General features: G+C 67.4%; 24 protein-coding genes. 18 read left to right on the top strand and 6 right to left on the bottom strand.

Annotated features, from left to right (window positions below; translation table 11 throughout):
• The first annotated feature begins 32 nt into the window (after positions 1-32).
• Together AC1RP5_RS19975 and ruvX are read left to right on the top strand one after the other, a co-directional pair.
• A complete protein-coding gene (locus AC1RP5_RS19975; protein WP_493113602.1) occupies positions 33-791 on the top strand; it encodes an alpha/beta hydrolase in 759 nt (252 codons plus the stop codon).
• Positions 792-1268, top strand: a complete 477-nt coding sequence (gene ruvX / locus AC1RP5_RS19980) for a Holliday junction resolvase RuvX (protein ID WP_493113603.1) — start codon at positions 792-794, stop codon at positions 1266-1268.
• Here ruvX and AC1RP5_RS19985 read toward each other — a convergent pair.
• The 4 genes from AC1RP5_RS19985 to AC1RP5_RS20000 are packed head-to-tail and all read right to left on the bottom strand — an operon-like array spanning position 1265 to position 4286.
• Positions 1265-2437, bottom strand: coding sequence for a cytochrome-c peroxidase (locus AC1RP5_RS19985; protein WP_493113605.1), 1173 nt, complete (start codon positions 2435-2437; stop codon positions 1265-1267). The two genes, ruvX and AC1RP5_RS19985, sit on opposite strands and share 4 nt — an antisense overlap.
• On the bottom strand, positions 2434-2835 hold the full coding sequence (locus tag AC1RP5_RS19990; RefSeq protein WP_493113606.1) for a hypothetical protein: 402 nt from the start codon (positions 2833-2835) through the stop codon (positions 2434-2436). The genes AC1RP5_RS19985 and AC1RP5_RS19990 overlap by 4 nt, the downstream gene beginning before the upstream one ends.
• On the bottom strand, positions 2832-3644 hold the full coding sequence (locus AC1RP5_RS19995; protein ID WP_493113608.1) for an amidohydrolase family protein: 813 nt from the start codon (positions 3642-3644) through the stop codon (positions 2832-2834). The genes AC1RP5_RS19990 and AC1RP5_RS19995 overlap by 4 nt, the downstream gene beginning before the upstream one ends.
• A gap of 9 nt (positions 3645-3653) precedes the next feature.
• The gene (locus AC1RP5_RS20000) at positions 3654-4286 is read right to left on the bottom strand and encodes a TIGR02466 family protein (protein WP_493113610.1); all 633 of its coding nucleotides are present in this window, start codon (positions 4284-4286) and stop codon (positions 3654-3656) included.
• Between the two features lie 46 nt (positions 4287-4332).
• On the opposite strand from AC1RP5_RS20000, the gene AC1RP5_RS20005 reads away from it, so the two are divergent.
• Positions 4333-5223 (top strand): phytanoyl-CoA dioxygenase family protein, encoded by an 891-nt coding sequence (locus tag AC1RP5_RS20005; RefSeq protein ID WP_493113611.1) that lies wholly within the window; start codon positions 4333-4335, stop codon positions 5221-5223.
• 30 nt (positions 5224-5253) lie between these two features.
• A complete protein-coding gene (locus tag AC1RP5_RS20010) occupies positions 5254-5808 on the top strand; it encodes a hypothetical protein (RefSeq protein WP_493113612.1) in 555 nt (184 codons plus the stop codon).
• Positions 5809-5817: 9 nt separating this feature from the next.
• Here the strand turns inward: AC1RP5_RS20010 and AC1RP5_RS20015 are convergent, their stop codons facing one another.
• Positions 5818-6900 (bottom strand): citrate synthase/methylcitrate synthase, encoded by a 1083-nt coding sequence (locus AC1RP5_RS20015; RefSeq protein WP_493113614.1) that lies wholly within the window; start codon positions 6898-6900, stop codon positions 5818-5820.
• An 83-nt stretch (positions 6901-6983) separates the two neighbouring features.
• Here AC1RP5_RS20015 and AC1RP5_RS20020 point away from each other — a divergent pair, with 83 nt between their 5' ends.
• The 6 genes from AC1RP5_RS20020 (at position 6984) to plsY (ending at position 12597) form a co-directional block, all read left to right on the top strand.
• A complete protein-coding gene (locus tag AC1RP5_RS20020) occupies positions 6984-8189 on the top strand; it encodes a citrate synthase (protein WP_493113615.1) in 1206 nt (401 codons plus the stop codon).
• Between the two features lie 11 nt (positions 8190-8200).
• Positions 8201-8740: a cysteine hydrolase family protein gene (locus AC1RP5_RS20025; RefSeq protein WP_493113617.1), complete on the top strand. Its 540-nt coding sequence runs from the start codon at positions 8201-8203 to the stop codon at positions 8738-8740.
• A 74-nt stretch (positions 8741-8814) separates the two neighbouring features.
• Positions 8815-9780, top strand: coding sequence for an aspartate carbamoyltransferase catalytic subunit (locus AC1RP5_RS20030; protein WP_493113618.1), 966 nt, complete (start codon positions 8815-8817; stop codon positions 9778-9780).
• A complete protein-coding gene (gene pyrC / locus AC1RP5_RS20035; protein WP_493113620.1) occupies positions 9777-11123 on the top strand; it encodes a dihydroorotase in 1347 nt (448 codons plus the stop codon). Before AC1RP5_RS20030 ends, pyrC begins: the two co-directional genes overlap by 4 nt.
• Positions 11124-11187: 64 nt before the next feature.
• Positions 11188-11979 (top strand): hypothetical protein, encoded by a 792-nt coding sequence (locus AC1RP5_RS20040; RefSeq protein WP_493113622.1) that lies wholly within the window; start codon positions 11188-11190, stop codon positions 11977-11979.
• A gap of 9 nt (positions 11980-11988) precedes the next feature.
• Positions 11989-12597 (top strand): glycerol-3-phosphate 1-O-acyltransferase PlsY, encoded by a 609-nt coding sequence (plsY, locus tag AC1RP5_RS20045; protein ID WP_493113624.1) that lies wholly within the window; start codon positions 11989-11991, stop codon positions 12595-12597.
• Here the strand turns inward: plsY and AC1RP5_RS20050 are convergent, their stop codons facing one another.
• Complete coding sequence (locus AC1RP5_RS20050; RefSeq protein WP_493113626.1) at positions 12598-13707, bottom strand: putative 2-aminoethylphosphonate ABC transporter substrate-binding protein; 1110 nt, start codon at positions 13705-13707, stop codon at positions 12598-12600.
• Between AC1RP5_RS20050 and AC1RP5_RS20055 the strand changes: the two genes are divergently transcribed.
• The 8 genes from AC1RP5_RS20055 to AC1RP5_RS20090 all read left to right on the top strand — a co-directional run bounded on the left by AC1RP5_RS20055 (position 13706) and on the right by AC1RP5_RS20090 (position 24950).
• Positions 13706-14884, top strand: coding sequence for an MFS transporter (locus AC1RP5_RS20055; RefSeq protein ID WP_493113628.1), 1179 nt, complete (start codon positions 13706-13708; stop codon positions 14882-14884). The genes AC1RP5_RS20050 and AC1RP5_RS20055 overlap by 2 nt on opposite strands.
• Positions 14885-14951: 67 nt before the next feature.
• Complete coding sequence (gene dprA / locus AC1RP5_RS20060; RefSeq protein ID WP_493113629.1) at positions 14952-16007, top strand: DNA-processing protein DprA; 1056 nt, start codon at positions 14952-14954, stop codon at positions 16005-16007.
• 52 nt (positions 16008-16059) lie between these two features.
• Positions 16060-18759, top strand: coding sequence for a type I DNA topoisomerase (topA, locus tag AC1RP5_RS20065; protein WP_493113630.1), 2700 nt, complete (start codon positions 16060-16062; stop codon positions 18757-18759).
• Positions 18752-21025, top strand: a complete 2274-nt coding sequence (gene rnr / locus AC1RP5_RS20070) for a ribonuclease R (RefSeq protein ID WP_493113632.1) — start codon at positions 18752-18754, stop codon at positions 21023-21025. Before topA ends, rnr begins: the two co-directional genes overlap by 8 nt.
• A gap of 23 nt (positions 21026-21048) precedes the next feature.
• Positions 21049-21453 (top strand): DUF983 domain-containing protein, encoded by a 405-nt coding sequence (locus AC1RP5_RS20075; protein ID WP_493113633.1) that lies wholly within the window; start codon positions 21049-21051, stop codon positions 21451-21453.
• A 110-nt stretch (positions 21454-21563) separates the two neighbouring features.
• Positions 21564-23102 carry a S41 family peptidase gene (locus AC1RP5_RS20080; protein WP_493113635.1) on the top strand — a complete coding sequence of 513 codons (1539 nt, stop codon included), beginning with the start codon at positions 21564-21566 and terminating at the stop codon, positions 23100-23102.
• Positions 23103-23183: 81 nt separating this feature from the next.
• Complete coding sequence (rpmG, locus tag AC1RP5_RS20085; RefSeq protein ID WP_020696277.1) at positions 23184-23351, top strand: 50S ribosomal protein L33; 168 nt, start codon at positions 23184-23186, stop codon at positions 23349-23351.
• 99 nt (positions 23352-23450) lie between these two features.
• Positions 23451-24950 carry an aldehyde dehydrogenase gene (locus AC1RP5_RS20090; protein WP_493113637.1) on the top strand — a complete coding sequence of 500 codons (1500 nt, stop codon included), beginning with the start codon at positions 23451-23453 and terminating at the stop codon, positions 24948-24950.
• Positions 24951-24964 lie beyond the last annotated feature (14 nt).

The following is a 24964-nucleotide window of genomic DNA, read 5'->3' on the forward strand; positions in this document are numbered from 1 at the left end:
TTGCACGCCTTATAACCTTTGCGATGGCCCGCTTGGCAGTCCTGATTCACGGCATGTGGGGAACATCCGACGTCTGGCGTCACTGGCGTCCGTTCCTCGAAAACCGTGGGTGGCACACGATTGCACACTCACTGCGATTCCATGATTCGCCAGCGGATGAACCGCCGGCTGGCTTGGGTGAAACGAGCCTCAACGACTATGTCGCCGACCTGGAGGCTGCCATCCTCTCGCTGCCGGAAAAGCCCGTGGTCATCGGTCACTCGATGGGCGGACTGCTGGCGCTTCTGCTTTGCGCCAAGGGACTCGCGCGGGCCGGCGTGTTGCTCACGCCTGCCCCGCCGTCGAGCGTCGTTGCGCTGCGTCCCTCCAACCTGATGGCCTTCGCCCGGATCCAGGCGCGCTGGGGTTGGTGGCGCAAGCCGCACCGGGCGACTCTGGGCGAAGCACTTTCCTACACATTCAATACCTCGGACCGCGTCATGGGCACGGAAGAGCACGAAGGCTTCGTCCACGAATCGGGACGCGCCCTGTTCGAGATCGCGTTGCCATGGCTCGATCGAACGAACGCCGCAACTGTCGATCCACGCAGGGTCACCGTGCCACTCCTTTTCGTCGCCGCCAAGAAGGACAAGCTCGTGCCGCCCGATGTAGTTCGCCGTACGTCAAAACAGTTCGCTCACGTCTCAGACTTTGTCGAATATGACGATCAAGGACACTGGGTGCTCGGCCAACCCGGCTGGGATCGCATCGCCGACCAGGCCGAGACCTGGCTTGCCGGAAAGGCTTCCTGAATGCCCGTCGTCGACTTCTCTGAGCTCAAGACGCTGCTCGTCCGTGATGGCCGTTTGATGGCGCTCGATCTCGGCAGCAAGACCATCGGCATCGCCACGTCGGACGTTCTGCGCATGCTCGCCACGCCGCTCACCACCGTAAAGCGCACCAAGCTCGCAGCCGACCTTGCCGCGCTCGACGAACTCGTGCGCAAGCACGAGGTGAAGGCGCTGGCGGTCGGCCTGCCGCTCAACATGGACGGCACCGAGGGCCCGCGCTGCCAGTCGGTGCGGCAGTTCGTGACCAACATCCAGAACCACGGCACGCCTGCCCTCGCCGCCCTCCCCGTCATCTTCCAGGACGAGCGCCTCAGCACCGCCGCCGTAACGCGTGGCATGATCGACGACTACGACATGACGCGCTCGAAGCGTGCCGAACGGGTCGACGCGGCAGCGGCTGCCTGGATCCTCGAAAGCGCGATCGCGCGACTGCGCTAGGGGCAGAGCGGCGGCGGCGCTTCGCGCGGCGGCGGCTCGGCGTCGAGGGAACGCAGGAAGGCCACGAGATCGGCGCTTCGCTCCTTTGACAAGCCAAGCGGCCGCACGATCGGCACACCATCGCTGTGCAGGCGATCGGGACTCACTTCCGAATAGTGCTTCACGACATCCTCGAGCGTGAGCACGCTGCCATTGTGCATGTACGGCCCGCCGCGGCCGACCTGGCGCAGGCCAGGCACGCGGAACTCGCCGAAGTTGGAATGTTGCCGCTGCACATGCCGCGTGCGCCGCGTGCTGTTGCCCGTCGTGTCGTCGTTGTATTTGCCGAGCAGATTGAACGGGCTGGCCGACAGCCGTCCCAGTCCACCCAGCCGGCCCGAATCCACTTCGCTCGGTCGCACAAAGAACGGAATGCCGATGTCGCCGAACTCGCCGCTCGTGAAGCGCGGGCCGAGGTGGCAGAGATTGCAGTTGGCCTCGCCGATGAACAGCTTCAGGCCGCGCTGCGCCGCGAGCGGATAGCGCGAGGCGCGATCGCGGTCGCCCGCCACCAGCGCGTCGCGGAAATCGTCGAACGGCGTGCGCGGGCTGACAAGTGTCGCCTGGAAGGCCGCGAGCGCCTTCGCGGTATCGACCATCAATCGCTCGTCGTCGGCGCCGGGCTGGCTGCCGAACGCCTTCTCGTAGCCGCAGGCGAGCTTCGCGTCGCCGCGCAGCACCTCGGCGGGGCGCGCCAGGCCGCCATTCATCTCTCGCGGATCGAGCAACGGACGGATGCTCTGTGCCCACAGCGAATCGCCGGCCCCGTCCCAACCGAACCAATGCAGGTAGCCAACATTCCACAGCGACGGCGTGCGGCGATCGAGTTCGATCGCACCGCGCGCCTTGGCGAGGCCGTCGCTCCATTCGCGGCCGGCCTGATGACAGGTGGCGCAGCTCATGCGGCCATCGCCCGACAGGCGCGGTTCGTTGAACAGATGCTCGCCGAGCGCGATCCCCGCCGGCGTGCCCGACACCCGGTTCGACGGATCACGCACGGCGGGCGGCGGCCACGGCCCGTGCTGGCCGACCGTCCGGATCTCCTCCGGTGACCATTCGAGCAACTGCTGCGCAGGGGCGTTGCCGGCCCACGCGGCCAGTAACGACAGGAGCAGCAGGAGCCGGGTCACTTGAGGATGATGTCGTGCGTCAGGCGCTCGCTTTCCTCGCCCGAGCGCACGTCGAAGGTGATCTCCCAGCGTCCGGGCATGTGGAACAGCATGCCCTCGGCCCTGAAGCGGCCGTCGCCACCCGGCTTGATGCTGGGGCGATAGTTCATGAGATGGCGGTGGTCCGGCATCTGCGCATCGACCGCCACGAGTTCGGCCGGCTCGCCCCGCTTGGTGCAGACGTTCAGGATCAGCGCAAAAGGCTCACCCACTTCGATGCGCAGCGGATCGGGGCGGAATGCCAGCATGTAGTGATCGGAGAACACCACCCAGCCGGTGCCGCGGCCGAGATCGAGCGGACAGTCTGCCAGCGCCGGCGTCGCCAGGACGAGGCCCAGCAGCGCGGCCGGCAACCTCATTGCGACCCTCCGAACAGGCGGTCGCCGTTCTCGTAGGCGATCTTGCGCGCCACCTCGATCGGCAGGTCGGAGAGCCATTGGCGCGACCAGCGCGCGTTCTCGATCACGTAGTGCCAGCGCTCCGGCGTGAAGGTGTCGCTGCCCAGCACGAACCGGTCGGGAAACTCGATGAACAGTTCGCGCCAGCCCGGCGCCACCTTGCCGTTGGAGACGTGCGACGTGAGAAAGGCCAGATCGCACCACAGGGTCGGATACTTGCGCAGCATCTCGCGCACCTTCTCCGGCCGCTCGAAGCCCGAATGCGCCCATAGGACCTTGGCCGTCGGATCCTGCTGGAAATGCCGGTTCACGGCATCGGCGTCCGAATGCGAATGCAGGAAGAGCCCGTATTGCTTGGCCAGCTCGACGACGCGTCGCACGTTGGGCAGGTCGGCATCGGCGCCATAGATGTGGAACTCGCCGATCGCCATGTACTTGCGCTTCGACAGCAGGTCCTCGAGATATGGGATCAACGTCGGATCCTTGGCCCAGGTCGAGATCTCGCCGCGCGAACGGTAGGGCCGCAGCTCCGGAACGATGGTGCCCGGCGCCAGGTCCTGCAGCATCTTGGTGCCCTCGTTGTTCGAGCTCGACACCATGGCGCGCTTGATGCCCGCCTTCTTCAGGATCTCGACGACTTCCTTGGGTGGCACGACCGACCAGGCATCGTGGCTGTAGTGCATATGCGCGTCGAAGATCGGCAGCTCGTCGGCGGCTCTCGCGACGGTCGCGATGGTGATCAGGGCGATGACGAGGGAGACGAAGCGCATAAAGGTCCTTCAGCGGCCCGCTTTGGGCGGACAGGCGTAATTGAAGCTAATCGAGATGCGCTCGCCGGAGAAGTGCGCCGGCGGCACTTCATGGCGCAGCCAGCTTTCGAACAGCACCAGGTCGCCGTCGTGCGCGGCCAGGTTGACGAAGGACCGGTAGGCCTCCGGCGCATCGATCCGGCGTGGCGGTGCCGCCATCTGGTGGGCAAGGCGCGGGTCCTCGAACTTGATCGCCCCCGCTCCTCTCGGCACCGACACGTAATAGGTGCCGCTGATGAAGGAGGTCGGATGGAGGTGCATGGAATGCACCGTGCCGGCCGGCATGACGTTGGCCCAGCAGTCGGTCATCCCCAGCGTGCGCCCGGCGAGATCGTAGTGCAGGTCGCGCACGAAGGTCTTCACATGGCCGTCGATCTTCCGCCGCAGCCGGTCGAACAGTGACGACACCAGATGCAGCCGGTCGAGCGAGCCGTAAGAGGTGTAGCCGCCCAGATAGTTCTTCTCCGACCAGCGCTGGCCCGCGGCATCCGAGGCCGCGAGCGACTGGCACTCGTCTTCGAGATCCTGATTGAAGCGTTGCCAACTGCGATCGACCAGCGACTCGCGATAGACAAGGGTCGGAAACAGGGCACGGCTGGTCATGGCGCCGATTATCGATGATGCGGCCCGGCCGTGCTATTGTTTCTCCATGCTGACCGAACAACAAATCGAGGCCTATCGCCGCGACGGTTACCTGGTGATCCCGCGGTTGATCGAAGGCGCCCAGCTTGCCGAACTGCGGCGGCTGACCGACCAGCTCGTCGCCGAGGCGCGCGGCGTGTCCGCCAACGACGATCTCTACGATCTGGAGCCCAGCCACAGCGCCACGATGCCCCGGGTGCGACGGCTGAAGCCCGCGATGTTCAAGCGCCATGCCTTCTATGGTGACCTGGCGCGCGATCCCAAGATCACGTCGCTTCTTTCGCAGCTGATCGGGCCCGCGATCCGCCTGCACGGCGGCAAGCTCAACATGAAGTCGGCGGGCTACGGCTCGCCGGTCGAATGGCACCAGGACTGGGCCTTCTATCCGCACAGCAACGACGACGTGCTGGCGATCGGCATCTATCTCGACGATTGCGACGAGGCCAACGGCCCGCTGATGGTCGTGCCGGGCACGCATCACGGGCCGGTCCACGATCATCATGCCAACGGTCGCTTCTGTGGCGCGTTCGATCCCGTCGCGGGCGGCGTCGATGTCGCCAAGGCGGTGCCGCTGATGGGACCGGCCGGCTCGATGACCATCCATCATGCGCGTCTCGTCCATGGCTCGGCGCTGAACCGCTCCAACCGCCAGCGCCGGCTCCTGCTGCACGAATACGCAGCGGCCGACGCGTGGCCGCTGATGGGCGTCGCCAACTTCGACGAATTCAACAGCCGCATGGTGCTGGGCGAGCCGACGATCGAGCCGCGCGTGCGTCCGGCGCCGGTGCGCATGCCGCTGCCAGCCGCCGACCATCAGGGTTCGATCTACGAGAACCAGCGCGGCTCGGGCCGCCGCTTCTTCGCGACCTACGAGGAGCAGCCCGCCGTTGCGAACTAGGGCCGCCCTCTCGCACGACCGGCTGCCGGGATGATCACACGGCGGAGCGCGCTGGTTGCTGCCGGTGCGTTTCTCGCCGCTCCTGCCGCGCAGGCCCAGACCATCCAATGGGCCGACTGGCTCGGCACCTACGCTGGTGCCGCCCGCTTCTACCGCTCCATCCCCCTTGAAGACATTATCCCGCCGCCCAAGACGCCGTGGCAGGATTACGACGACGGCACGCCGTTCGCCCTCCACTTTGCCATCCAGGCCGTCGATGGAATGCCGGCCGTCTGGCTGCGCATCGATGGCGGCCCGATGCAGACCGACGAGCGCGGCGAGACGCTGAGCTTCGGCGCCGTGACCGACGGCGTGGCGCTGCTGAGTTCCGCCGATGCCCGTGCGATGCCGCGTTCCGCGACGCTCACCGTGCGGCCGAACCAGCTCGGCACCGAGGCGCTGTTCGTCCACTCCGACGGCAGTTTCTGGCGGCGGCACTTCACCGCCACCTTCACGTCGGCCGGCGCCGACGTGATCCTCTGGGTATTCGACGCCACCGGCACGCGCGCCCGCACCTGGCGCGGCTCGACCGTGCGACGTGCCTGACGCGCGCCCTTACGGGCGCGGCCCGACATAGGTCGACTGCGGCCGGATCAGCCGCCCGCCCTTCTCCTGCTCGAAGATATGAGCGCACCAGCCCGCGGCGCGGCCGACCGCGAACAGCGCAGTGAAGGCGCTGCGCGGCACTTCCAGCGCTTCCAGCAGGAGCGCGGTGTAGTATTCCACGTTGGTATCGAGCCGCTGGTCGGGCTTGTGCTTGCGCAACGACGCGATGGCGCTGCGTTCGACTTCGACTGCGAAAGCGAGACGCCCCGCGGTCTGCGGCAGGGTCGCGACGGTGTTCTTCAGCACGTCCGCCCGCGGATCGCGCTTCTTGTAGACGCGATGGCCAAAGCCCATCAGCCGCGTGCCCTTGGCGAAGGCATCGTCCAGCCACGCTTCGGCGCGATCGGGCGTGCCGATCTCGTCGAACATGTCGAGCACCGGACCGGGCGCGCCGCCGTGCAGCGGCCCCTTCAGCGCGCACAGCGCCGCCAGCACCGAGGAGATCAGCCCGGCACGGGTCGAGGCGACAACCCGCGCGGTGAAGGTCGAAGCGTTGAAGCCGTGGTCCGTGACCGTGGCCAGATAGGTGTCGAGCCCCTTCTCAAAGGCCTCGTCGGCGCGCTTGCCGCGGATCATGCGCAAGAGGTCCTGCGCCGTCGTGAGCGCCGGGTCCGGCGCCAAGGCCGATTTCGATTCCGCGGCCCGCAGCAGCGCCGCCAGGAAGACCGGCAGGGCGCCGCAGACCAGATAGTGGTGCGGCATGGGCTCGGAATCGGCCAGCATGCCGAGCCCGACCCGCAGCCCCTCCACTGGGTTGAGCCCCCGGGTCGCCGTCAGCAGCTTCGGCACCTCGGCGAAGGCCCGCACGCGGGCCACAGCCATGCCGGCGCGAACCGCCGCCTCGTCACCGCCGCCCTGCGCAAAGCCTTCCCACAGCAGCGCCGCCACGCCCTCGAAGCCGCGACTGCGGACCAGATCCTCGATCGCTTGCCCGCGGACGATCAGCCGGCCGGCCTCCCCGTCCACTTCGCTCATCACCGTATCGGCCACGACCACACCGTCGAGACCGCTGTCCACCCGTGTCTGAAGCATCGCAAAACCCTCGTTGTTTCACGGCGAACATTCGGTTGAGTGTATATATTGTCAATATTGACTGAGTTAATACATAATAAGAAATGGCTACCGAATGGCTGAACTCGAAGGAAGCGGCGCAGCGCCTCGGCGTCTCGGCCGCCACGCTTTACGCCTATGTGAGTCGCGGCCTGCTGCGCTCCGAGGGCACCAACGGGCAGCGTGAACGGCGCTACAGGGCCGACGATGTCGCGCAGCTCAAGCGCCGGCGGGACGTAGGCCGCAAGGCCGAGTCGATCGCGGCCAATGCGCTCGATTTCGGCACGCCGGTCCTCGAATCCTCGCTCACCCTCATCGAGAACGGCCGCCTCTTCTATCGCGGCCAGGAGGCGACCCGGCTCGCGCGCAACAGCTCGCTCGAACAGGTGGCGCAGCTCCTCTGGGATTGCGACGACCGCCCCTTCAGTCCGCGCAACCTGCCGCCGATGTCGGCGGCGCTGCGCAGCGCCTGGCAGGCCGCATCCGCCCTGCCTCCAGTCGATGCCTGTCTCGTCCTGTTGCCGGCCGCGGCCCGCTGGGACCATCCGAGCTGGGTCGAGGATCGCACCGCCATGCTCGAGACGGGCGTGCGCATCCTGCGCCTGCTGACGGCGGCCGTGACCGGCCAGCCGCTGTCCGACCGGCCGATCCACGAACAGGTCGCCGAAGCGTGGAACGTGCCGGCCGATCATGCCCCACTGATCCGCGCCGCCCTCGTCCTCTCGGCCGATCACGAGTTCAATGCATCCGCCTTCGCCGCCCGCGTCGTCGCCTCCACCGGCGCCAATCTCTACGCCTCGACGATGGCCGGGCTAGTGGCGATCAACGGCCCGCGCCACGGCGGCCTGACTCGTCGAGTTGCGCACCTGTTCCTCGACCTCAAGGAGGCCGCCGACGTCGACGCCGAGATCGCCCGCCGCGTGCACGACCGGATCTACATTCCGGGCTTCGGCCACCAGCTCTACTCGGACGGCGACGTCAGGGCGGTCGCCCTCTTCGCCATGATGCGCGAACTCGCGCCCGACTCTGCGGAGCTCGCCTTCGCGGAGCGCGTCGCAACGGCGGTCGAACACCAGATCGACCGCAAACCCAACGTCGACTTTGCGACGGTGACCCTGGAACGCGTGCTCAGCCTGCCGAAGGATTCGGCGCTCGCGCTCTTCCTGCTGGGCCGCACCGTGGGCTGGATCGCCCATGCGATCGAGCAGGCCGCCCATGGCGCGTTGATTCGTCCGCGCGCCCGTTATACGGGTCCGCGACCTGGAGCCTGAGACACCGCAGCATGAAAGACGCCCTGATCGTCATCGACATGCAGAAAGCCGCGTTTGTCGACGCGGCGCCCAAGCACGATGCGGTGGGACTGATCGACCGGCTGAACCGGCTTGCCGCCGCCGTGCGCGGTCGCGGAGGCCTCGTGGTCTTCATCCAGCACGACGGGCCACCGGGCGATCCCTTCCATCCGGACAGTCCCGGCTGGCCGCTGATCGACGAGCTGGTCCGCCAGCCCGCCGATACCGTGATCCGCAAGACATCCTGTGACGCCTTCCTCCAGACCGCGCTGGAAGACTTTCTGCGCGGCAACGCAATCGACCGGCTGATCGTCACCGGATGGGCCACCGACTACTGCGTCGACACCACGGTCCGGAGCGCCCTGGCGCGCGGCCATGCGACGATCGTGCCCTCGGATGGTCACACGGCATCGGACCGCCCTCACCTGCCCGCCGTGAAGATCATCGAGCATCACAACGCGATCTGGGCCGACTTCATCGCACCGCGCGGACCGGCCATCGTGTGCCTCTGCGCGGAGCTGCAGGACGCCTGAATTCTGCTGCGCCGGTTATCCACCAAAAGGTTACCTTGCGACCGCCGACCGTGCGTGCTTAACGTCGCGCTTTAGTGACAAACAATCGCGCGGGCGTGCCGAGGTTGCCCCACCTACTCGGCATCGAAGGTCTTTCGCCTGAAACAATTTCGGGTTTGCTCGACCTATCTGAAACCTACATCGACCAGAACAGGTCCGCCGACAAACGGCGGGACGTGCTGGCCGGTCGCACGATCATCAATCTCTTCTTCGAGAATTCGACGCGCACGCGCACGAGTTTCGAGGTTGCCGCCAAGCGGCTGGGCGCCGACGTCATCAACATGGACGTCGCCACCTCGTCGGTGCGCAAGGGCGAGACGCTGCTCGACACGGCGATGACGCTGAACGCGATGCGGCCCGACGCGATCGTCGTGCGCCATCACGAGTCGGGCGCCGTCAATCTCCTGTCGCAGAAGGTCAACTGCGCCGTCATCAACGCCGGCGACGGTCAGCATGAGCATCCGACACAGGCGCTGCTCGACGCGGTCACCATCCGGCGACGACGCGGCAGCCTGCAGGGTCTCCTCGTGGCGATCTGCGGCGACATCATGCACAGCCGCGTCGCGCGTTCGAACATCCACCTGCTGCAGATCATGGGCGCCCGCGTGCGCGTGGTCGGCCCGCCGACCCTGATGCCGACCGACGTCGACAAGATGGGGGTCGAAGTCCACTCCAGCATGAAGACCGGCCTCAAGGACGTCGACATCGTGATGATGCTGCGCCTGCAGACCGAGCGGATGCAGGGCTCGTTCGTGCCCTCGATCAGCGAATACTTCCACTTCTTCGGCCTCGACCGCGCCAAGCTGCAATACGCCAAGCCCGACGCGCTGATCATGCATCCCGGCCCGATGAACCGCGGCGTCGAGATCGACTCGGAAGTCGCCGACGACCTCGACCGCAGCGTCATCCACGAGCAGGTCGAGATGGGCGTCACCGTCCGCATGGCCTGCCTCGACGCGCTGATCGGCGGCAACCGCAACCAGATCGGAAACGGCGAATGAGCGGCAAGATCGACAAGCTCGCGCCGCCGCACGCCGGCTCGACCGCCTACATCAACGCCCGCATCGTCGATCCGACGGCCGGCACCGAATATCTCGGCGCCATCCTGATCAGCGACGGCAAGATCGCCGACTTCGGCCCCAACCTCTTCGCGTCCGGCGCGCCCTACGGCATCCAGTCGGTCGACTGTCGCGGCCTGCATCTCGCGCCCGGCCTGGTCGACACGCGCGTCCATACCGGCGAACCCGGCGAGGAACACAAGGAGACGCTGGAGAGCGCCGGCACCGCGGCCGCGGTCGGCGGCATCACCTCGATGGTGCTGCTGCCCGACACCGAGCCGCCGTTCGACGACGCCTCGCTGATCGAGTTCGTCGCGCGACGCGCCCGCCAGGTCAAACTGGCGAACATGTATGCCTACGGCGCGCTGACCGTAGGCCTCGAAGGCAAGGAACTGGCCGAGATCGGCCTGCTGGCGGAAGCCGGCGCCGTGGCCTTCACCGATGCCGACCATGCCGTGGGCAACGCCCAGGTGATGCGTCGCGCGCTCTACTACGCCAAGACCTTCGACGCGCTGATCGTCCACCTGCCGCAGGAGCCGAACCTCTCGGGCGGCACCATGACGAGCGGCGCGATGGCGACACGGCTCGGTCTGTCGGGCAGTCCGCCGCTGGCCGAGGTGATGATGGTCGAGCGCGACATCCGGCTGGCCGAGATGACCGGCGGCCGTATGCATCTCACCAAGATCTCGACGGCGGAATCCGTCGAGGTGATCGCCGCCGCCAAGGCGCGCGGCCTGCGCATCACTTGCGATACCGCCGCGCCCTACTTCGCGCTGAACGACCTCGCGGTCGGCGACTACCGCACCTTCGGCAAGCTCGTGCCGCCGCTGCGGGCCGAGAAGGATCGGATGGCGGTCGTCGAGGGGCTGAAGAACGGCACGATCGACGCCATCATCTCGGACCACCGGCCGCAGGACCAGGACAGCAAGCGCGTGCCCTTCGCGCAGGCCGAGCCGGGCGGCATCGGGCTGGAGACGCTGCTGCCGATCTCGCTGGAACTCGTGCATGGCGGGCATCTCACCCTGCCGCGCCTGTTCCAGCTCCTGTCGAGCACGCCGGCATCGCTGTTCGGCCTGCCCGCGGGCAAGCTGGCCAAGGGCGCGCCGGCCGATCTCGTCCTGTTCGATGCCGACTATGCCTGGAAGATCGATCGCGACGATCTCTGGAGCAAGACCAAGAACTCGCCGTTCGACGAGCGCCCGGTCCAGGGCCGCGTCATGGCGACGATCGTGGGCGGCCGGACGATCTATCGTGACGATAGCTTTACGGCCGCCGTGGCGGCCTAACGGACGCCTTCAAACGGCCATTTGGTCTGATATGGTCGTTTCGTCTTTCAACGGGGAACCGATGATGCTCCGGCACTCACTTCTTCTCGGCGTCGCGACAGTCGCGCTCGCCGGCACGGCCCAGGCGCAGCAGCGTGGCGGATCGCGTGACGACCTGCTCGACGCGCTGACGCGGCACATCCAGATCTGCGGCGAACTGACGGAAACCCAGGCGCGCCTGTCCTGCTACGACCGCCTCCAGACGCAGGTCGGCGGCGTGTCGCCGGCGGCGCCCGCCGCAACACCGACGCCGATTCAGGCGGCGCCCACGCCGACACCGCTGTCGCCCATGCCGAGCACCGGTTCGTCGATCAGCACCGCGCCGCTCACGCCCCAGCCGCTCGGCGTGCCCGGCGGCGGTACCGCGAGCCTGGGCGCCCCGCAACCGCTCGGCGCACCCGCGCCCACCGGTCCAGCGGCCGCGCCCTACGATCCCAACGCCGCCTTCGACCCGAGCGCCTCGACCTACCGGCCGCCGGAAGCGATCGGTCCCAAGCCGCAACCCCAGGCGCGCCGCAGCGGACCGCACCCCGTGCCGACCTTCTCGACGCCACAGCCGCTGGTCACCATCGGCGCGAACAACCTGACCTACGGCGCCTCGCGCTACTGGCAGGTCACGATCGTGCTGAAGTCCAATTCGCAGCGCGCCGTCGACACCCAGGCGGTCTGCACCTTCATGAACGGCAGCCGTTCGCTGGAGGATGCCTATTACGGCCCGGTATCGATCCAGCCCGGCGAGCAGATCACGACGGAACTGATCGGACCGCCGACCACGGCCTATGTCGATTCGACGAACTGCAGGCTGCTCAGCCCGTAGGCCGCCGCGATGCTCTCCACGCTGATCGTGATGTCGGGCCCGTTCCTGGTGGGCTACCTGCTGGGTTCGATCCCGTTCGGCCTGCTGCTGACGCGCGCCGCCGGGCTGGGCGACATCCGCAACGTCGGCTCGGGCAATATCGGCGCCACCAACGTGCTGCGCACCGGCCGCAAGGGGCTGGCGGCGGCGACGCTGCTGCTCGATGCGCTGAAGGGCGTCGTGGCCGTGCTGATCGCCGATCAGGTCGGCCAGCTTGCCGCGGTCGGCGCCGCCGCGGGCGCCGTGCTGGGCCACATGTTCCCGGTGTGGCTGGGCTTCAAGGGCGGCAAAGGCGTCGCCACGACGCTCGGCATCATGTGGGGTCTGTCCTGGCAGATCGGCGCCATTGCCTGCGCGGCCTGGCTGCTGCTGGCCGCCGCCTTCAAGTACTCGTCGCTGGCCGCGCTGCTCAGTGTCGTCATCGCCGCGCTCGCGGCCTGGTTCCTGACCGATCGCTATGCCGCGATGCTGCTCACCCTGCTGGTGCCCTTGGTCTGGGTGCGCCACCACGAGAACATCGCGCGCCTGCTCAAGGGCACGGAACCCAAGATCGGCCAGTCCAAGAAACCGGCCGCCTGATTACTTTTTGGCGGCCTTGCCTTCGTAGCGCTTCGTCCACTCCGCGAGGATGCGCGTGCGATTCTCCGACGCCCAGGCGAAGTCGTTCTTGATCATCGAGGCCGCCACGCCCGCGGGATAGTCGGGAATGTTGCCCGTCACCCCTTCCATCGCCACCTGGCTGACGAACGACGCATAGAGTTCGTTGGCCTTCCGGCTGGCCGCGAAGTCCATGAGGCGGCGCGCCGCTTCCGGCTTCTTCGTGCCGCGCAGGATGGCCGCGGCGTCCATGTCCCAGCCGCCGCCTTCCTTCATCATCAGCCCTTCGATGGGCGCACCCTTCTGGCGGGCGCTGGCGGCCGCCAGCTCGTAGGAGATGCCCAGCGGAAATTCGCCCGACGCGGCCTGGCGGCACGGCCGTGTCCCGGAATGTTCGTAGACGGCGATGTTCTCATGGAGCTTGTCCATGAACTCCCACGCCTTGGCCTCGCCGAACATCTGGATCCAGGCCGAGACGTGGAAGTAGCCGGTTCCCGACGATGCCGGATGCGGCATGGTGAGCTTGCCCTTGAAGCGCGGGTCCAGCAGGTCGAACCACGATTGTGGCTTGGGCAGCGAGAGCTTCTGCGCCTCGATAGTGTTGAAGCATACCGCCGCGACCCACGCTTCCATGCCGACCCAGGCGGGCGGATTGGCGGGATCGCGGAACGCCGGCTTGATCGCCGCGAGGTTTTTGGGCGCGTAAGGCTCGAGCAGACCCTTCTTGTCGATCAGCAGCATCGACGTGACCGCCAGCCCCCAGATCGCATCGGCCCGCTGCTGGCCCTGCTCGGCCAGGATCTTCGCCGTGACGACGCCGGTCGAATCGCGATTCCACAGAATCTCGATGTCGGGATTTTCCGCTTCGAAGGCCTTCTTGAAGTCAGTGATGTTTTCGACTTCGAGCGTCGAATAGACCTCCAACCGCGTGCGATCCTGCGCCGTCGCCGCCAACGTCACCGTCGACGTCACCAGCATGCAGACCGCTGCCGTCCACCATTTCGTCATCGCTTTTTCCTTCGACCTCACATGGCTCATATATCCATCCGGCCGGTGCAGGTCGCCGCCATTCCTGTCATAGCAGCGGCGCATGAGCGTTTCCTCGTCCCGCAGCCTGCCCTGGGCATTGATCGGCGCCGCCTGCCTGGGGTCGTTCGCCGCGACCTCGAGCGGCACCACGCGGGCACCGTTCCTGCTGGAGATGTCGCACGATCTCGACGTCACCATGCCGCTGGTCGCCAACCTGGTTTCGCTGACCGCGATGGCGTGGGGCGTGACGTCTGCATTGGGCGGCTGGATGTCGGATGTGATCGGGCGCCGACCGGTCCTGCTTATCGCGCCCTTTGCGTTGGCCCTTGCCCTGGTGGCGCAGGCCGCAGCCGGATCCTTCTTCTGGGTCGCGGTGTGGGCGACCGTGGGCGGCGGCTGCGCCGGCGCTTTCACCGGTGTCGTCTTCGCCGAAGTCTCCTCGCATGTGCCCGACAGCCAGCGCGGCCGGGCCCTGGGCTGGGTGATGAGCGGGCAATCGCTCACCCTGGTGGTCGGCGTGCCGATGGCGGCGGCCGTCGGGTCGATCATCGGATGGCGTGGCTGGCTGCTCTGTGTCGCCGGACTTTCGATCGTCGCCGTCTTGAGCCTGTTCCTGACGGTCGGCCGCGGCAGCGCCGGCCACACGCGCGGCGGCGCGGCGCGTCCCTCGATGCGCTCGGCCCTGTCGCCGCGGGTGCTCGCCCTCCTCAGCACCGGCGTCGCCGAACGCATCTGCTACGGACTTGCGGTGGTCTACTTCGCCACCTTCATGCAGGTCACCTATCACATGACCCTGATCGAACTCGCCGTTCCGCTCGCGGTGTTCGCATTGGGCAACATCGCCGGCACCGTGCTGGGCGGCCAGCTCGCGGACCGGCTGCGCGATCGGCTCCTGACCTTCGCCGTGGCGATGGCGCTCTCCGGCATCGCGGCCCTCGTCCTCTTCACCTGGCATCCTGGCCCGGCCGTCTCGGTTGCGGTGGGCTTCGTCTATGTGCTGCTGAACGCGCTCGGACGGCCGTCCTACATGGCCTCGCTCGCCTCCGTGCCCGAGGACGTGCGCGGCACCGTGCTCGGCCTGAACGGCACCTCCGCCAGCGTGGGCTGGATCGGTGCTGCAGCGCTGGGCGCGGTGATGATCGGCTCGGTGGGCTTCGAGGGTTTCGGCCCGCTCACCGCCTTGCTGGCCTTGCTCGGTTCCGTGGGCGCTCTGATCAGTCGGCGCAGCCGGGCAGCCTGAACGGCATCCACAGATTGCCACCCATAGTTGTTTTACAACCTTTTAATGCTCTCCTAGTGTCGGGCCCATGTTCGATGGACCGCACGATATCGATCTCTCGCCCCCGGAGCGGCGCGCCCGGCTGAGACTGGCGCGCAGCGCGCGGGTCGGCCCCGTCACCTTCCACGAGGCGCTGGCCGAATGCGGATCGGCCCGGGCCGCCTGCGTGAGGCTGGGGACGGTCTCCGACGCCGCGATCGAGCGCGAGGAAGCAGCCTTAAAAGCTCTCGGCGGGCGGTTCCTCGTGATCGGCGATCCGCTCTACCCGGCCGCGCTGGCCGCCTTGCCCGATGCGCCGCCGGTTCTCTCCGCCCTTGGCGATCCCGCCCTGCTCGGCCGGCCGACGATCGCCATCGTGGGCGCGCGGGAGGCTTCGCTGGCCGGCCGCCGCATCGCCGCGGATTTCGCCACAACTTTGGGCTCGGCGGGCTTCGTGATCGCCTCGGGCCTGGCCCGCGGCATCGACACGGAGGCCCACCGGGCGGCGTTGCCCACCGGGACGGTCGCCGTGCTGGCCTGCGGCGTCGACCAGGTCTACCCGCCGCAGAACGCCTCCCTGCAGGAGGAGATCGCGCGCCACGGCCTGATCCTGAGCGAGGTGCCCCTCGGCGCGCCGCCCGTCGCCCGGGCCTTCCCGCGGCGCAACCGCATCGTCAGCGGCCTGTCGTCTGGCGTCGTGGTCATCGAGGCGGCCACCAGATCGGGCTCCCTGATCACCGCGCAGCGCGCGGCGGAACAGGGCCGCGAGGTCTTCGTCGTCCCGGGCTCGCCGATCGACCCGCGCTATGCTGGATCCAATAGCCTCATCCGGGATGGGGCCATTCTGGCCCGTGACGCGAACGATATTATAGGTGTGCTGGACAGGCCGGCAGCGGCGCTCCAAACCGTTGAAGAATCAGCCCAAATTTCACCTGACAAGACCACCGCACGGGTCGTGCAGGCACTGGGCGCCGCACCCACTGCGGTTGACGAACTGGTACGCCGATGCCAAGTGTCCGCCGCCTCCGTAGCGGAGGTCCTCCTGGCTCTCGAGCTGGAGGGCCGCCTGGAGAGGCACCGGGGTAACCGCGTATCTCTGATTTAATTCAGTGATTTAGCTCCGGTTGTTAATGTTGAAACTGGAGCATGATCCGGCGATGGACGTACTGGTCGTCGAGTCCCCGGCCAAGGCAAAGACCATTGGGAAGTATCTGGGCCCCGGCTACACCGTGCTGGCCTCGTACGGTCATGTCCGTGACCTTCCACCCAAGGATGGCTCGGTCCGGCCGGACGAAGACTTCGCAATGGACTGGGAAGTCGACGCGCAGTCGCAGAAGCGCATCGACGCGATCGCCCAGGCGGTCAGCAAGGGCGGCAAGCTCTACCTCGCCACCGACCCGGATCGCGAAGGCGAGGCCATCTCCTGGCACGTGCTCGACATCCTCCAGCACAAGAAAGCGCTGGTCGGCGTCGACGTGAAGCGTGTCACGTTCAATTCCATCACCAAGCAGTCGGTCCTCGACGCCGTCGCGCATCCGCGCGACCTCGACCAGCCGCTGATCGACGCCTACCTGGCGCGCCGCGCCCTCGATTATCTGGTGGGCTTCAATCTCTCTCCCGTCCTGTGGCGCAAGCTGCCGGGCAGCCGCTCGGCCGGCCGCGTCCAATCGGTGGCGCTGCGCCTGATCTGCGAGCGCGAGTCCGAGATCGAGGTCTTCAAGAGCCGCGAATACTGGACGGTCGACGCCCATTTCGGCACCGCCAAGAAGCAGGTGCTGAAGGCCCGCCTCACCCATCTCGACGGCCGCAAGCTCGAGAAGTTCGACCTCGACACGCAGGAGCGCGCCGAGCAGGCCAAGCGCGAGATCGAGCGCCGCGCCTTCGCCGTCTCCTCGGTCGACCGCCGGCAGGTCCGCCGCAACCCGCCGCCGCCGTTCATCACCTCGACCCTTCAGCAGGAAGCCTCGCGAAAGCTCGGCCTCAGCGCCGCCACCGCCATGCGTGTCGCCCAGCGCCTGTATGAAGGTGTCGATATCGGCGGCGAGACGGTCGGCCTCATCACCTACATGCGTACCGACGGCGTCCAGCTCGCGCCCGAGGCGATCGGCCAGACCCGCCGCCTGATCGAGACGAAGTACGGCGCCGACTATGTGCCGGCCAACCCGCGCGTCTACACGTCGAAGGCCAAGAACGCCCAGGAGGCGCACGAGGCGGTTCGCCCGACGGATCTCTTCCGCACGCCGCAGGACGTCGCGCAGTATTTGGACAAGGACCAGCTCGGCCTCTACGAGCTGATCTGGAAGCGCACCGTCGCCAGCCAGATGGAAAGCGCCGTGCTGGACCAGGTGACGGTCGACATCGCCAGCGGCGACAAGACCGTCCAGCTTCGCGCCACCGGCTCGGTCGTGAAGTTCAACGGTTTCCTCACGCTCTACGACGAAGGCCAGGACGACAAGTCCGACGACGACGAGACCGGCAACATCCTGCCCGACGTCAGCGAGGGCGAGGCGATGGAGCGGCGCGAGGTCGTGCCGGAGCAGCACTTCACCGAGCCGCCGCCGCGCTATTCGGAAGCTAGCCTCGTCAAGAAGCTCGAGGAACTCGGCATCGGCCGTCCCTCGACCTACGCCAGCATCATCGAGGTGCTGCAGCGCCGCAATTACGTGCGCATCGACCGCAAGCGCTTCATTCCCGAGGATCGCGGCCGCATCGTCACGGCGTTCCTTCAGACCTATTTCCCGCGCTACGTCGAATACAGCTTCACCGCCCATCTCGAGGAAGAGCTCGACGATATTTCCAGCGGCAAGATCGACTGGCACGAGGTGCTGCGCGAGTTCTGGAAGGCCTTCTCGGCCGCCGTCGGCGAGACGAAGGATCTGCGCGTCAAGGAAGTGCTCGACAAGCTCGACGAGGAGCTTGGCCCCCACTTCTTCCCGGCCAACGACAATGGCGGCAAGAGCCCGCGCGACTGTCCGTCCTGCGCCAATGGCCGCCTCGGCCTGAAGCTCGGCAAGTTCGGCGCCTTCATCGGCTGCTCGAACTATCCGGAATGCCGCTTCACGCGGAAGCTCGGCATCGTCGATGCCGACGCCGATGCCGCCAGCGGCGAGAATCTCGACGGGCCGAAGATCCTCGGCATCGATCCGGTCACCGGCAAGCAGGTCACCCTGCGCAAGGGTCCCTACGGTCTTTACGTCCAGCTTGGCGAACCCGAGGGCAAGGAGAAGCCCAAGCGGCAGTCGCTGTTGCGCGACATGACGCCGGCCGACCTGACGCTCGAAAAGGCGCTGGCGCTGCTGGCGCTGCCGCGCGAGCTGGGACCGCACCCCGAGGATGGCGAAGTCATCCTGGCCGGCGTCGGCCGCTTCGGGCCCTACGTGAAGCACGGCCCCAAGTACAAATCGATCCCGTCCGACGAGAGCGTGCTCGACATCGGCATGAACCGTGCCGTGGCGCTGCTCGCGGAAGCCAAGAACCCGCGCGGGCGCGCCGCCGCCAAGCCGATCCGCAGCATCGGCAATCATCCGAGCGACGAAGCTCCGGTCGAACTCTACGACGGCCGCTACGGGCCCTACGTGAAGCATGGCGGCATCAACGCCACGGTCCCGCGCGACATCAAGCCGGAGGAGCTGACGCTCGACCAGGCGATCTCCCTGCTGGCCGAACGCGCCGCCAAGGGCGGGGGCAAGAAGCCGAAGGCTGCCAAGGCCAAGAAGGCCGCGCCCGCAGCCGCCAACGACGCCGGCGCCAAGCCCAAGGCGAAGAAGGCCGCCGCCAAGAAGAAGCCTGCCGCGAAGAAGAAGGCTGCCAAGGCCAAGACGGACGAGCCGCCACCCCGTACGGGTACCGATGGCTAAGGGCGAAGTCCCGACCCGCGACGAATTGCTGGCCTTCATCCGCGACAGCGAAACGCCTGTCGGCAAGCGCGAGATCGCCCGCGCCTACGGGCTGAAGGGCGACCAGCGGATCCAGCTCAAGGAAATGCTGCGCGACCTGCGCGACAGCGGCGAGATCACGCCGGACCGCGCCAAGACCTTCCGCCACCCGGAGTCGCTCAGCGACATGGCCGTGCTCGAGATCGTGTCGGTCGATGGCGACGGCCATCTGCTCGCCGTGCCGCGCCGCCACGACGACGACAAGGACGGCCCGCCGCCTCGTATCGAAGTCGTGGCTCCGGCTTCGCGCAACGTGCCCGCCCCGGCGGTCGGCGATCGTGTGCTGGCCAGCCTGAAGCGTCGCGGCAAGGGCTATGAGGCGAAGATTGTCCGCCGCCTTGGCAGCGGGCCGAAGAAGATACTCGGCCTCTACGAGGAGCCGCCCGGCCGCCATGGCCTCGGCATGGTGACCCCGACGGACCGCAAGCTGCGTCGCGAGTTCGACGTGCGCCCGACCGACAAGAACGGCGCGCTGCCGGGCGACATCGTCTGGATCGAGGAAATCGGCGGCGCCCTCGCCCGCCGCGCCCGAATCGTCGAGCGCATCGGGCCGATGAGCGATCCGCGCACCGTCAGCCTGATCTCGATCGCCGCCAACGACATTCCCGTGGATTTCCCCGAAGCTGCGATCGAGGAAGCCGACAAGGCCAAGGCCGCGCCGATGGGCCAGCGGCTCGACCTGCGCGGCGTGCCGCTGGTCACGATCGACGGCGAGGACGCCCGCGACTTCGACGATGCGGTGTTCGCCGAGCCCGATGCAGATCATCCCGGCGGCTGGCGCATCCTCGTCGCCATCGCCGACGTCGCCTGGTACGTGCGCCACGACCGGCCGCTCGACCGCGCCGCCTACCGTCGCGGCACCTCGGTCTATTTTCCCGACCGCGTCGTGCCGATGCTGCCCGAGCAGCTCTCCAACCACTGGTGCTCGCTGGTCCCGCACGAGGATCGCCCGGTGCTGGTCGCGGAGATGTGGATCGACGCCGAGGGCCATCTCAAGCACCACAAGTTCCACCGCGCGATGATGCGCTCGGCCGCGCGCCTCACCTACAACCGGGTGCAGCGCGCCATGAACGGCACGCCTGACGCCGAGATCGAGCCGCTGATGGACGGCGTGGTGAAGCCGCTCTACGGCGCCTACCGCGTCTTGCTGGCGGCCCGCGAAGCACGTGGTGCGCTCGACCTCGACCTGCCGGAACGGCAGGTGACCCTGGGCAAGGACGGCCACATCGCCACGATCGGCGTGCGCGAACGCCTCGACAGCCACAAGCTGATCGAGGAATTCATGGTGCTGGCCAATGTGGCGGCCGCCCAGGCGCTGGAGCAGCGCCACGCCGCCTGCCTCTATCGTGTCCACGACCAGCCCGACCTCGCCAAGCTCGAGGCGCTGCGCGAATTCCTCGGCACCCTCGGCCTCAAGGTGCCGACCGGCCAGCGGCTGCGCCCGGCTGACCTCAACCGCATCCTGCACGACGTCGCCGACAAGCCTGTCTCCCAGCTCGTCAGCCAGACGGTGCTGCGCAGCCAGAGCCAGGCCATCTACAGTCCGGACAATCTCGGCCATTTCGGCCTCGCGCTGGCGCGTTACGCCCACTTCACTTCGCCGATCCGCCGCTTCCCTGACCTGATCGTGCATCGCGCACTGATCGCGGCCTATGGGCTGGGCGAAGGCGGGCTCGTCGCCGACGACAAGGGCCGCTTCACCGAGTTCGGCGAGCATCTCTCCATGTGCGAGCGTCGCGCCGTCGCCGCCGAACGCGGCGCCATGGACCGCTACGTCGCCGCCTTCATGGCCGGCCATGTCGGCGCCACCTTCCCCGGCCGCGTGAATGGCGTGACCCGCTTCGGCCTGTTCGCCACGCTCGAAGGCACCGGCGCCGATGGGTTGATCCCCGTCCGCTCGCTCGGGCAGGAATTCTTCCGCCATGACGAGGGACGGCAGGTGCTGATCGGCGAGCGCACCGGCGAGACCTTCGGGCTCGGCGACCGGCTGCAGATCAAGCTGGTCGAAGCCGACACCGCCACCGGCGGGCTGCTGTTCGAGATCGTCGACGTGATCGAGCGGGTCGAGCGCCAGGCCGCGCCCCGGAGCTTTCGTTCGCCACATGGCCGAGACGGCAACGGACCGCCGCGTCGTCCGGTCGCGCATCGCGGCCCGCCACGGGACAAAGGGTCACGCCGACGTAAGTAGGTGCCGGGCCCATCTTGCCATCCATGGATGGCGAGCACGCTCCTGTCGATTTCTGGACTGCCCTGATGCGGGGCTGGCACGGCCGCTGCCCGCGCTGCAACCAGGGTCGGCTGTTCAGCTCCTACCTGAAGATGAAGGGCCATTGCGAGGTCTGCGATCTGGCGCTCGAGCCCTATCGCGCCGACGACGCCCCCGCTTATTTCACCATCTTCATCGTCGGCCACATCGTGGTGCCTCTGCTGCTCCTGGTCGAGCGCTGGGGCACCGAACCGCCCCTGTGGGTGCACGCCCTGCTGTGGCTGCCACTCTCTGTCGCACTTGCCCTTTATCTCCTGCCTCGAATAAAAGGCGCCGTAATTGCGCTGCTTTGGGCCCAGAAAATGGGTGCTCCCAAGGCTGCGAGCGAGAGCCTCGACCCCTCAGCCTGATCGACGTGGCCGCCCGCCGACGGCCTGTGCTACTGTGGTTGCCGACGGGTATGGAATTGCCTCAGTTCCCTTTTCTTCGCTTGATGCTGCCGCGCGCGGCCGTTTCGCTCGTGGCCGCGTGCCTCGTGGTGTCCTGCGCCACGTCGCCCGAAACCCCGGACAACCAGGCCGATGGCCGTAGTTCGGCCGCTGCCGCAGATGTCGGCATCGAAAGGGTCGTCCTCCAGGCCTACCGGGCGATCGGCGACCGCCACCTCTACGAACCCAATTTCCGTAACCTGTCGGTCGAGGCCTATCGCGGCTTCGCCAGCAGCGATTCCACCCTTGTGCTCGAGGCCAGCGACAGCACCCTGGCCGTGAAGCGCGACGGCAAGGACATCATCATCCGCCCGGCCCCGTCCGACACCACCGACGGTCGCGCCTGGGGAACCACCCTCGTCGAGCTGATGACGAGCTCGATCGACGCTTCACCTGCTCTGCAGCAGGCCGATCGCCAGGCCCTCATCCGCCAGGCGATGACCGCCACCACCAAGCAGCTCGACCGCAACAGCCGCTATGCCGACCCCGACGAAGCCCGGGACAACCGCTTCCAGCGCGACGGCGGCGGCGGCATCGGCATCACGGTCGAACGCACCGACGAGAAGAAGATCCTGATCCGCGCCGTGCAGGAGGGTTCGCCCGCCGCCAAGGCCGGCGTCCAGATCGGCGACCAGATCCTGTCGATCGACGGCGATTCGATGATCGACCGCCCGCTGTCCGACGTGGTGGCCAAGCTGCGCGGCGCGGTCGGCGCGCCGGTCACCATGACCGTGCTCCGCGCCTCCCAGGGCGCAGAACTCACCCTGCCGATGAAGCGCGGCCGGATCGTCCCGACCACGGTCGTCTACGAGCGCCGCGGCGACGTGGCCCTGATCCACCTGACCGGCTTCAACACCGCGACGACCGACAATCTCCGCGCTGCCCTCGACAAGGCCAAGGCCGATATCGGCAAGGACCTCGCCGGCGTCATCATCGACATGCGCTCCAACCGCGGCGGTCTGCTCGACCAGGCGCAGACGGTCTCGGAAGTGTTCATCGCCGACGGCACGATCTTCTCGACCAACGGCCGCCATCCCGACAGCAAGCGCACCTACCGCAGCTCCAACAGCCGCGCCAACGGCTCGCAGCTCCCGATCGTCGTGCTGATGAACGGCGGCTCGGCCTCGGCGGCCGAGATCGTGGCGGCGGCGCTTCAGGATCGCGGCCGCGCCGTCGTGGTCGGCACGACCAGCTACGGCAAGGGCACCGTCCAGACCGTTGTACGCCTCGCCAACGAGGGCGAACTGATCCTGACCTGGTCGCGCCTGCAGGCGCCGTCCGGCTACACCTGGAACGAGCTGGGCGTGCTGCCCAACATCTGCACCTCCAAGGTGGGTGACGCGAGCAAGCTCGGTACCGCGTCGGTCGATTCGAACCAGGGCCAGCTGATGCGCTGGCATGCGCTGCGCAATCCGACCTCGCAGGAAGTCGCGGACCTGCGCAAGATCTGCCCGCCGGGCGAATCCGCGCCGGAAGCCGATGTCGACCTCGCCGTCCGCCTGATCCGCGACCGGGCGCTTTATGCCCATGCCGTGCAATCGGCGACCTACCAGGCCGCTGCCCGCCCCTAGCTCGGGGGTTGACATGACAGCCGTGCTGACTACTTTGCCCGCCTCTGCGAATTCGCCCCCCGGGGCTTAAGGACAATTGCCATGGCCAAGCCGACCTCGATCCTGATCAAGATGATCTCCAGCGCCGACACCGGCTTCTTCTACGTGACGAAGAAGAACCCGCGCACGAAGACCGAGAAGCTCGAACTCAAGAAGTACGACCCGGTCGCTCGCAAGCACGTCGTGTTCAAGGAATCCAAGATCAAGTAACAGCCTGCCGCTCTGCAGGTTCGACGACCAAGCCGCCCTTCCGGGCGGCTTTTTCGTGGGCTAGGGTCCGGCCCGATCCAACAAGGAGGAGACAACGACATGAGCGCCCAGCTTTCGCGCGACGACTGGAAAGGCCGCATCGGCGGTCTGAGCTACCGGAACCAGGCCTTCATCGGCGGCAAGTTCGTCCCCTCCCAGACCGGCAAGACCTTCGACTGCGTCAATCCCGCGACCGGCCAGGTGCTGACCAAGGTCGCCGCCTGCGAGCAGGCCGACGTCGACGCCGCCGTGAAGGCCGCGCGCGCCGCCTTCGAGAAGGGCACCTGGGCGAACATGGCCCCGGCCCAGCGCAAGCGCATCATGCTGAAGCTCGCTGACCTCATGATGAAGAACCGCGAGGAACTGGCCCTGCTCGAGACGCTCGACATGGGCAAGCCGATCGCCTTCTCGACCACCGTCGACATCCCGGGCTCGGCCAACACCGTGCAGTGGTTCGGCGAAGCCATCGACAAGATCTATGACGAAGTCGCCCCGACCGCGGGCAACGTCATCGCCATGATCACCCGCGAACCCGCCGGCGTCGTCGCCTGCGTCGTGCCGTGGAACTTCCCCCTGCTGATGGCCTGCTGGAAGATCTCGCCCGCCCTGGCCGCCGGTAACTCGGTGATCCTGAAGCCGGCCGAGCAGTCTCCCCTCACCGCGCTGCGCCTCGCCGAACTGGCGGCGGAGGCCGGTATCCCCGAGGGCGTGTTCAACGTGCTGCCGGGCTTCGGCGAGACCGCCGGCCAGGCGCTCGGCCGTCACATGGACGTGGACGTGCTGGCCTTCACCGGCTCGACCGAGGTCGGCAAGTACTTCCTCCGCTATTCCGGCGAATCCAACATGAAGCAGGTCTGGCTCGAGTGCGGCGGCAAGTCGCCGAACATCGTGCTGGCCGACGCCCCGAACCTCGACATCGCCGCCCGCCGCACCGCGTTCGGCATCTGGTTCAACCAGGGCGAGGTCTGCACCGCCGGCTCGCGCCTGATCGTCGAGGACAAGATCAAGGACGAGTTCCTCGCCAAGGTCATGGCGATCGGCCAGAAGATGATGCCGGGCGACCCGCTCGACCCGAAGACCCAGATGGGCGCCATGGTCGACGAGACCCAGACCAAGCGCGTCATGGGCTACATCGACGCCGGCCAGAAGGAAGGCGCCAAGCTCGCCATGGGCGGCAAGCAGGTGCACATCGACAATGCCGGCTCGTTCATCGAGCCGACCGTGTTCGACAACGTCGACAACAAGATGAAGATCGCCCAGGAAGAGATCTTCGGACCGGTCCTCTCGGTCATCCCGGTCAAGGATGCGGAGCAGGCCCTCACCGTCGCCAACGACACGATCTACGGCCTCGCCTCGGCGATCTTCACCGCCGACATCAACAAGGCCTTCAAGTTCGCCAAGACGCTGCGCGCCGGCTCGGTGTGGGTGAACACCTACGACGGCGGCGACATCACCACGCCGTTCGGCGGCTACAAGCAGTCGGGCAACGGCCGTGACAAGTCGCTGCACGCCTTCGACAAGTTCACGCAGATGAAGACGACCTGGATCCAGCTCGGCTGATCTGTTTCGAAGCG

The organism is Reyranella sp. GW821-FHT12G01, assembly GCF_058806575.1.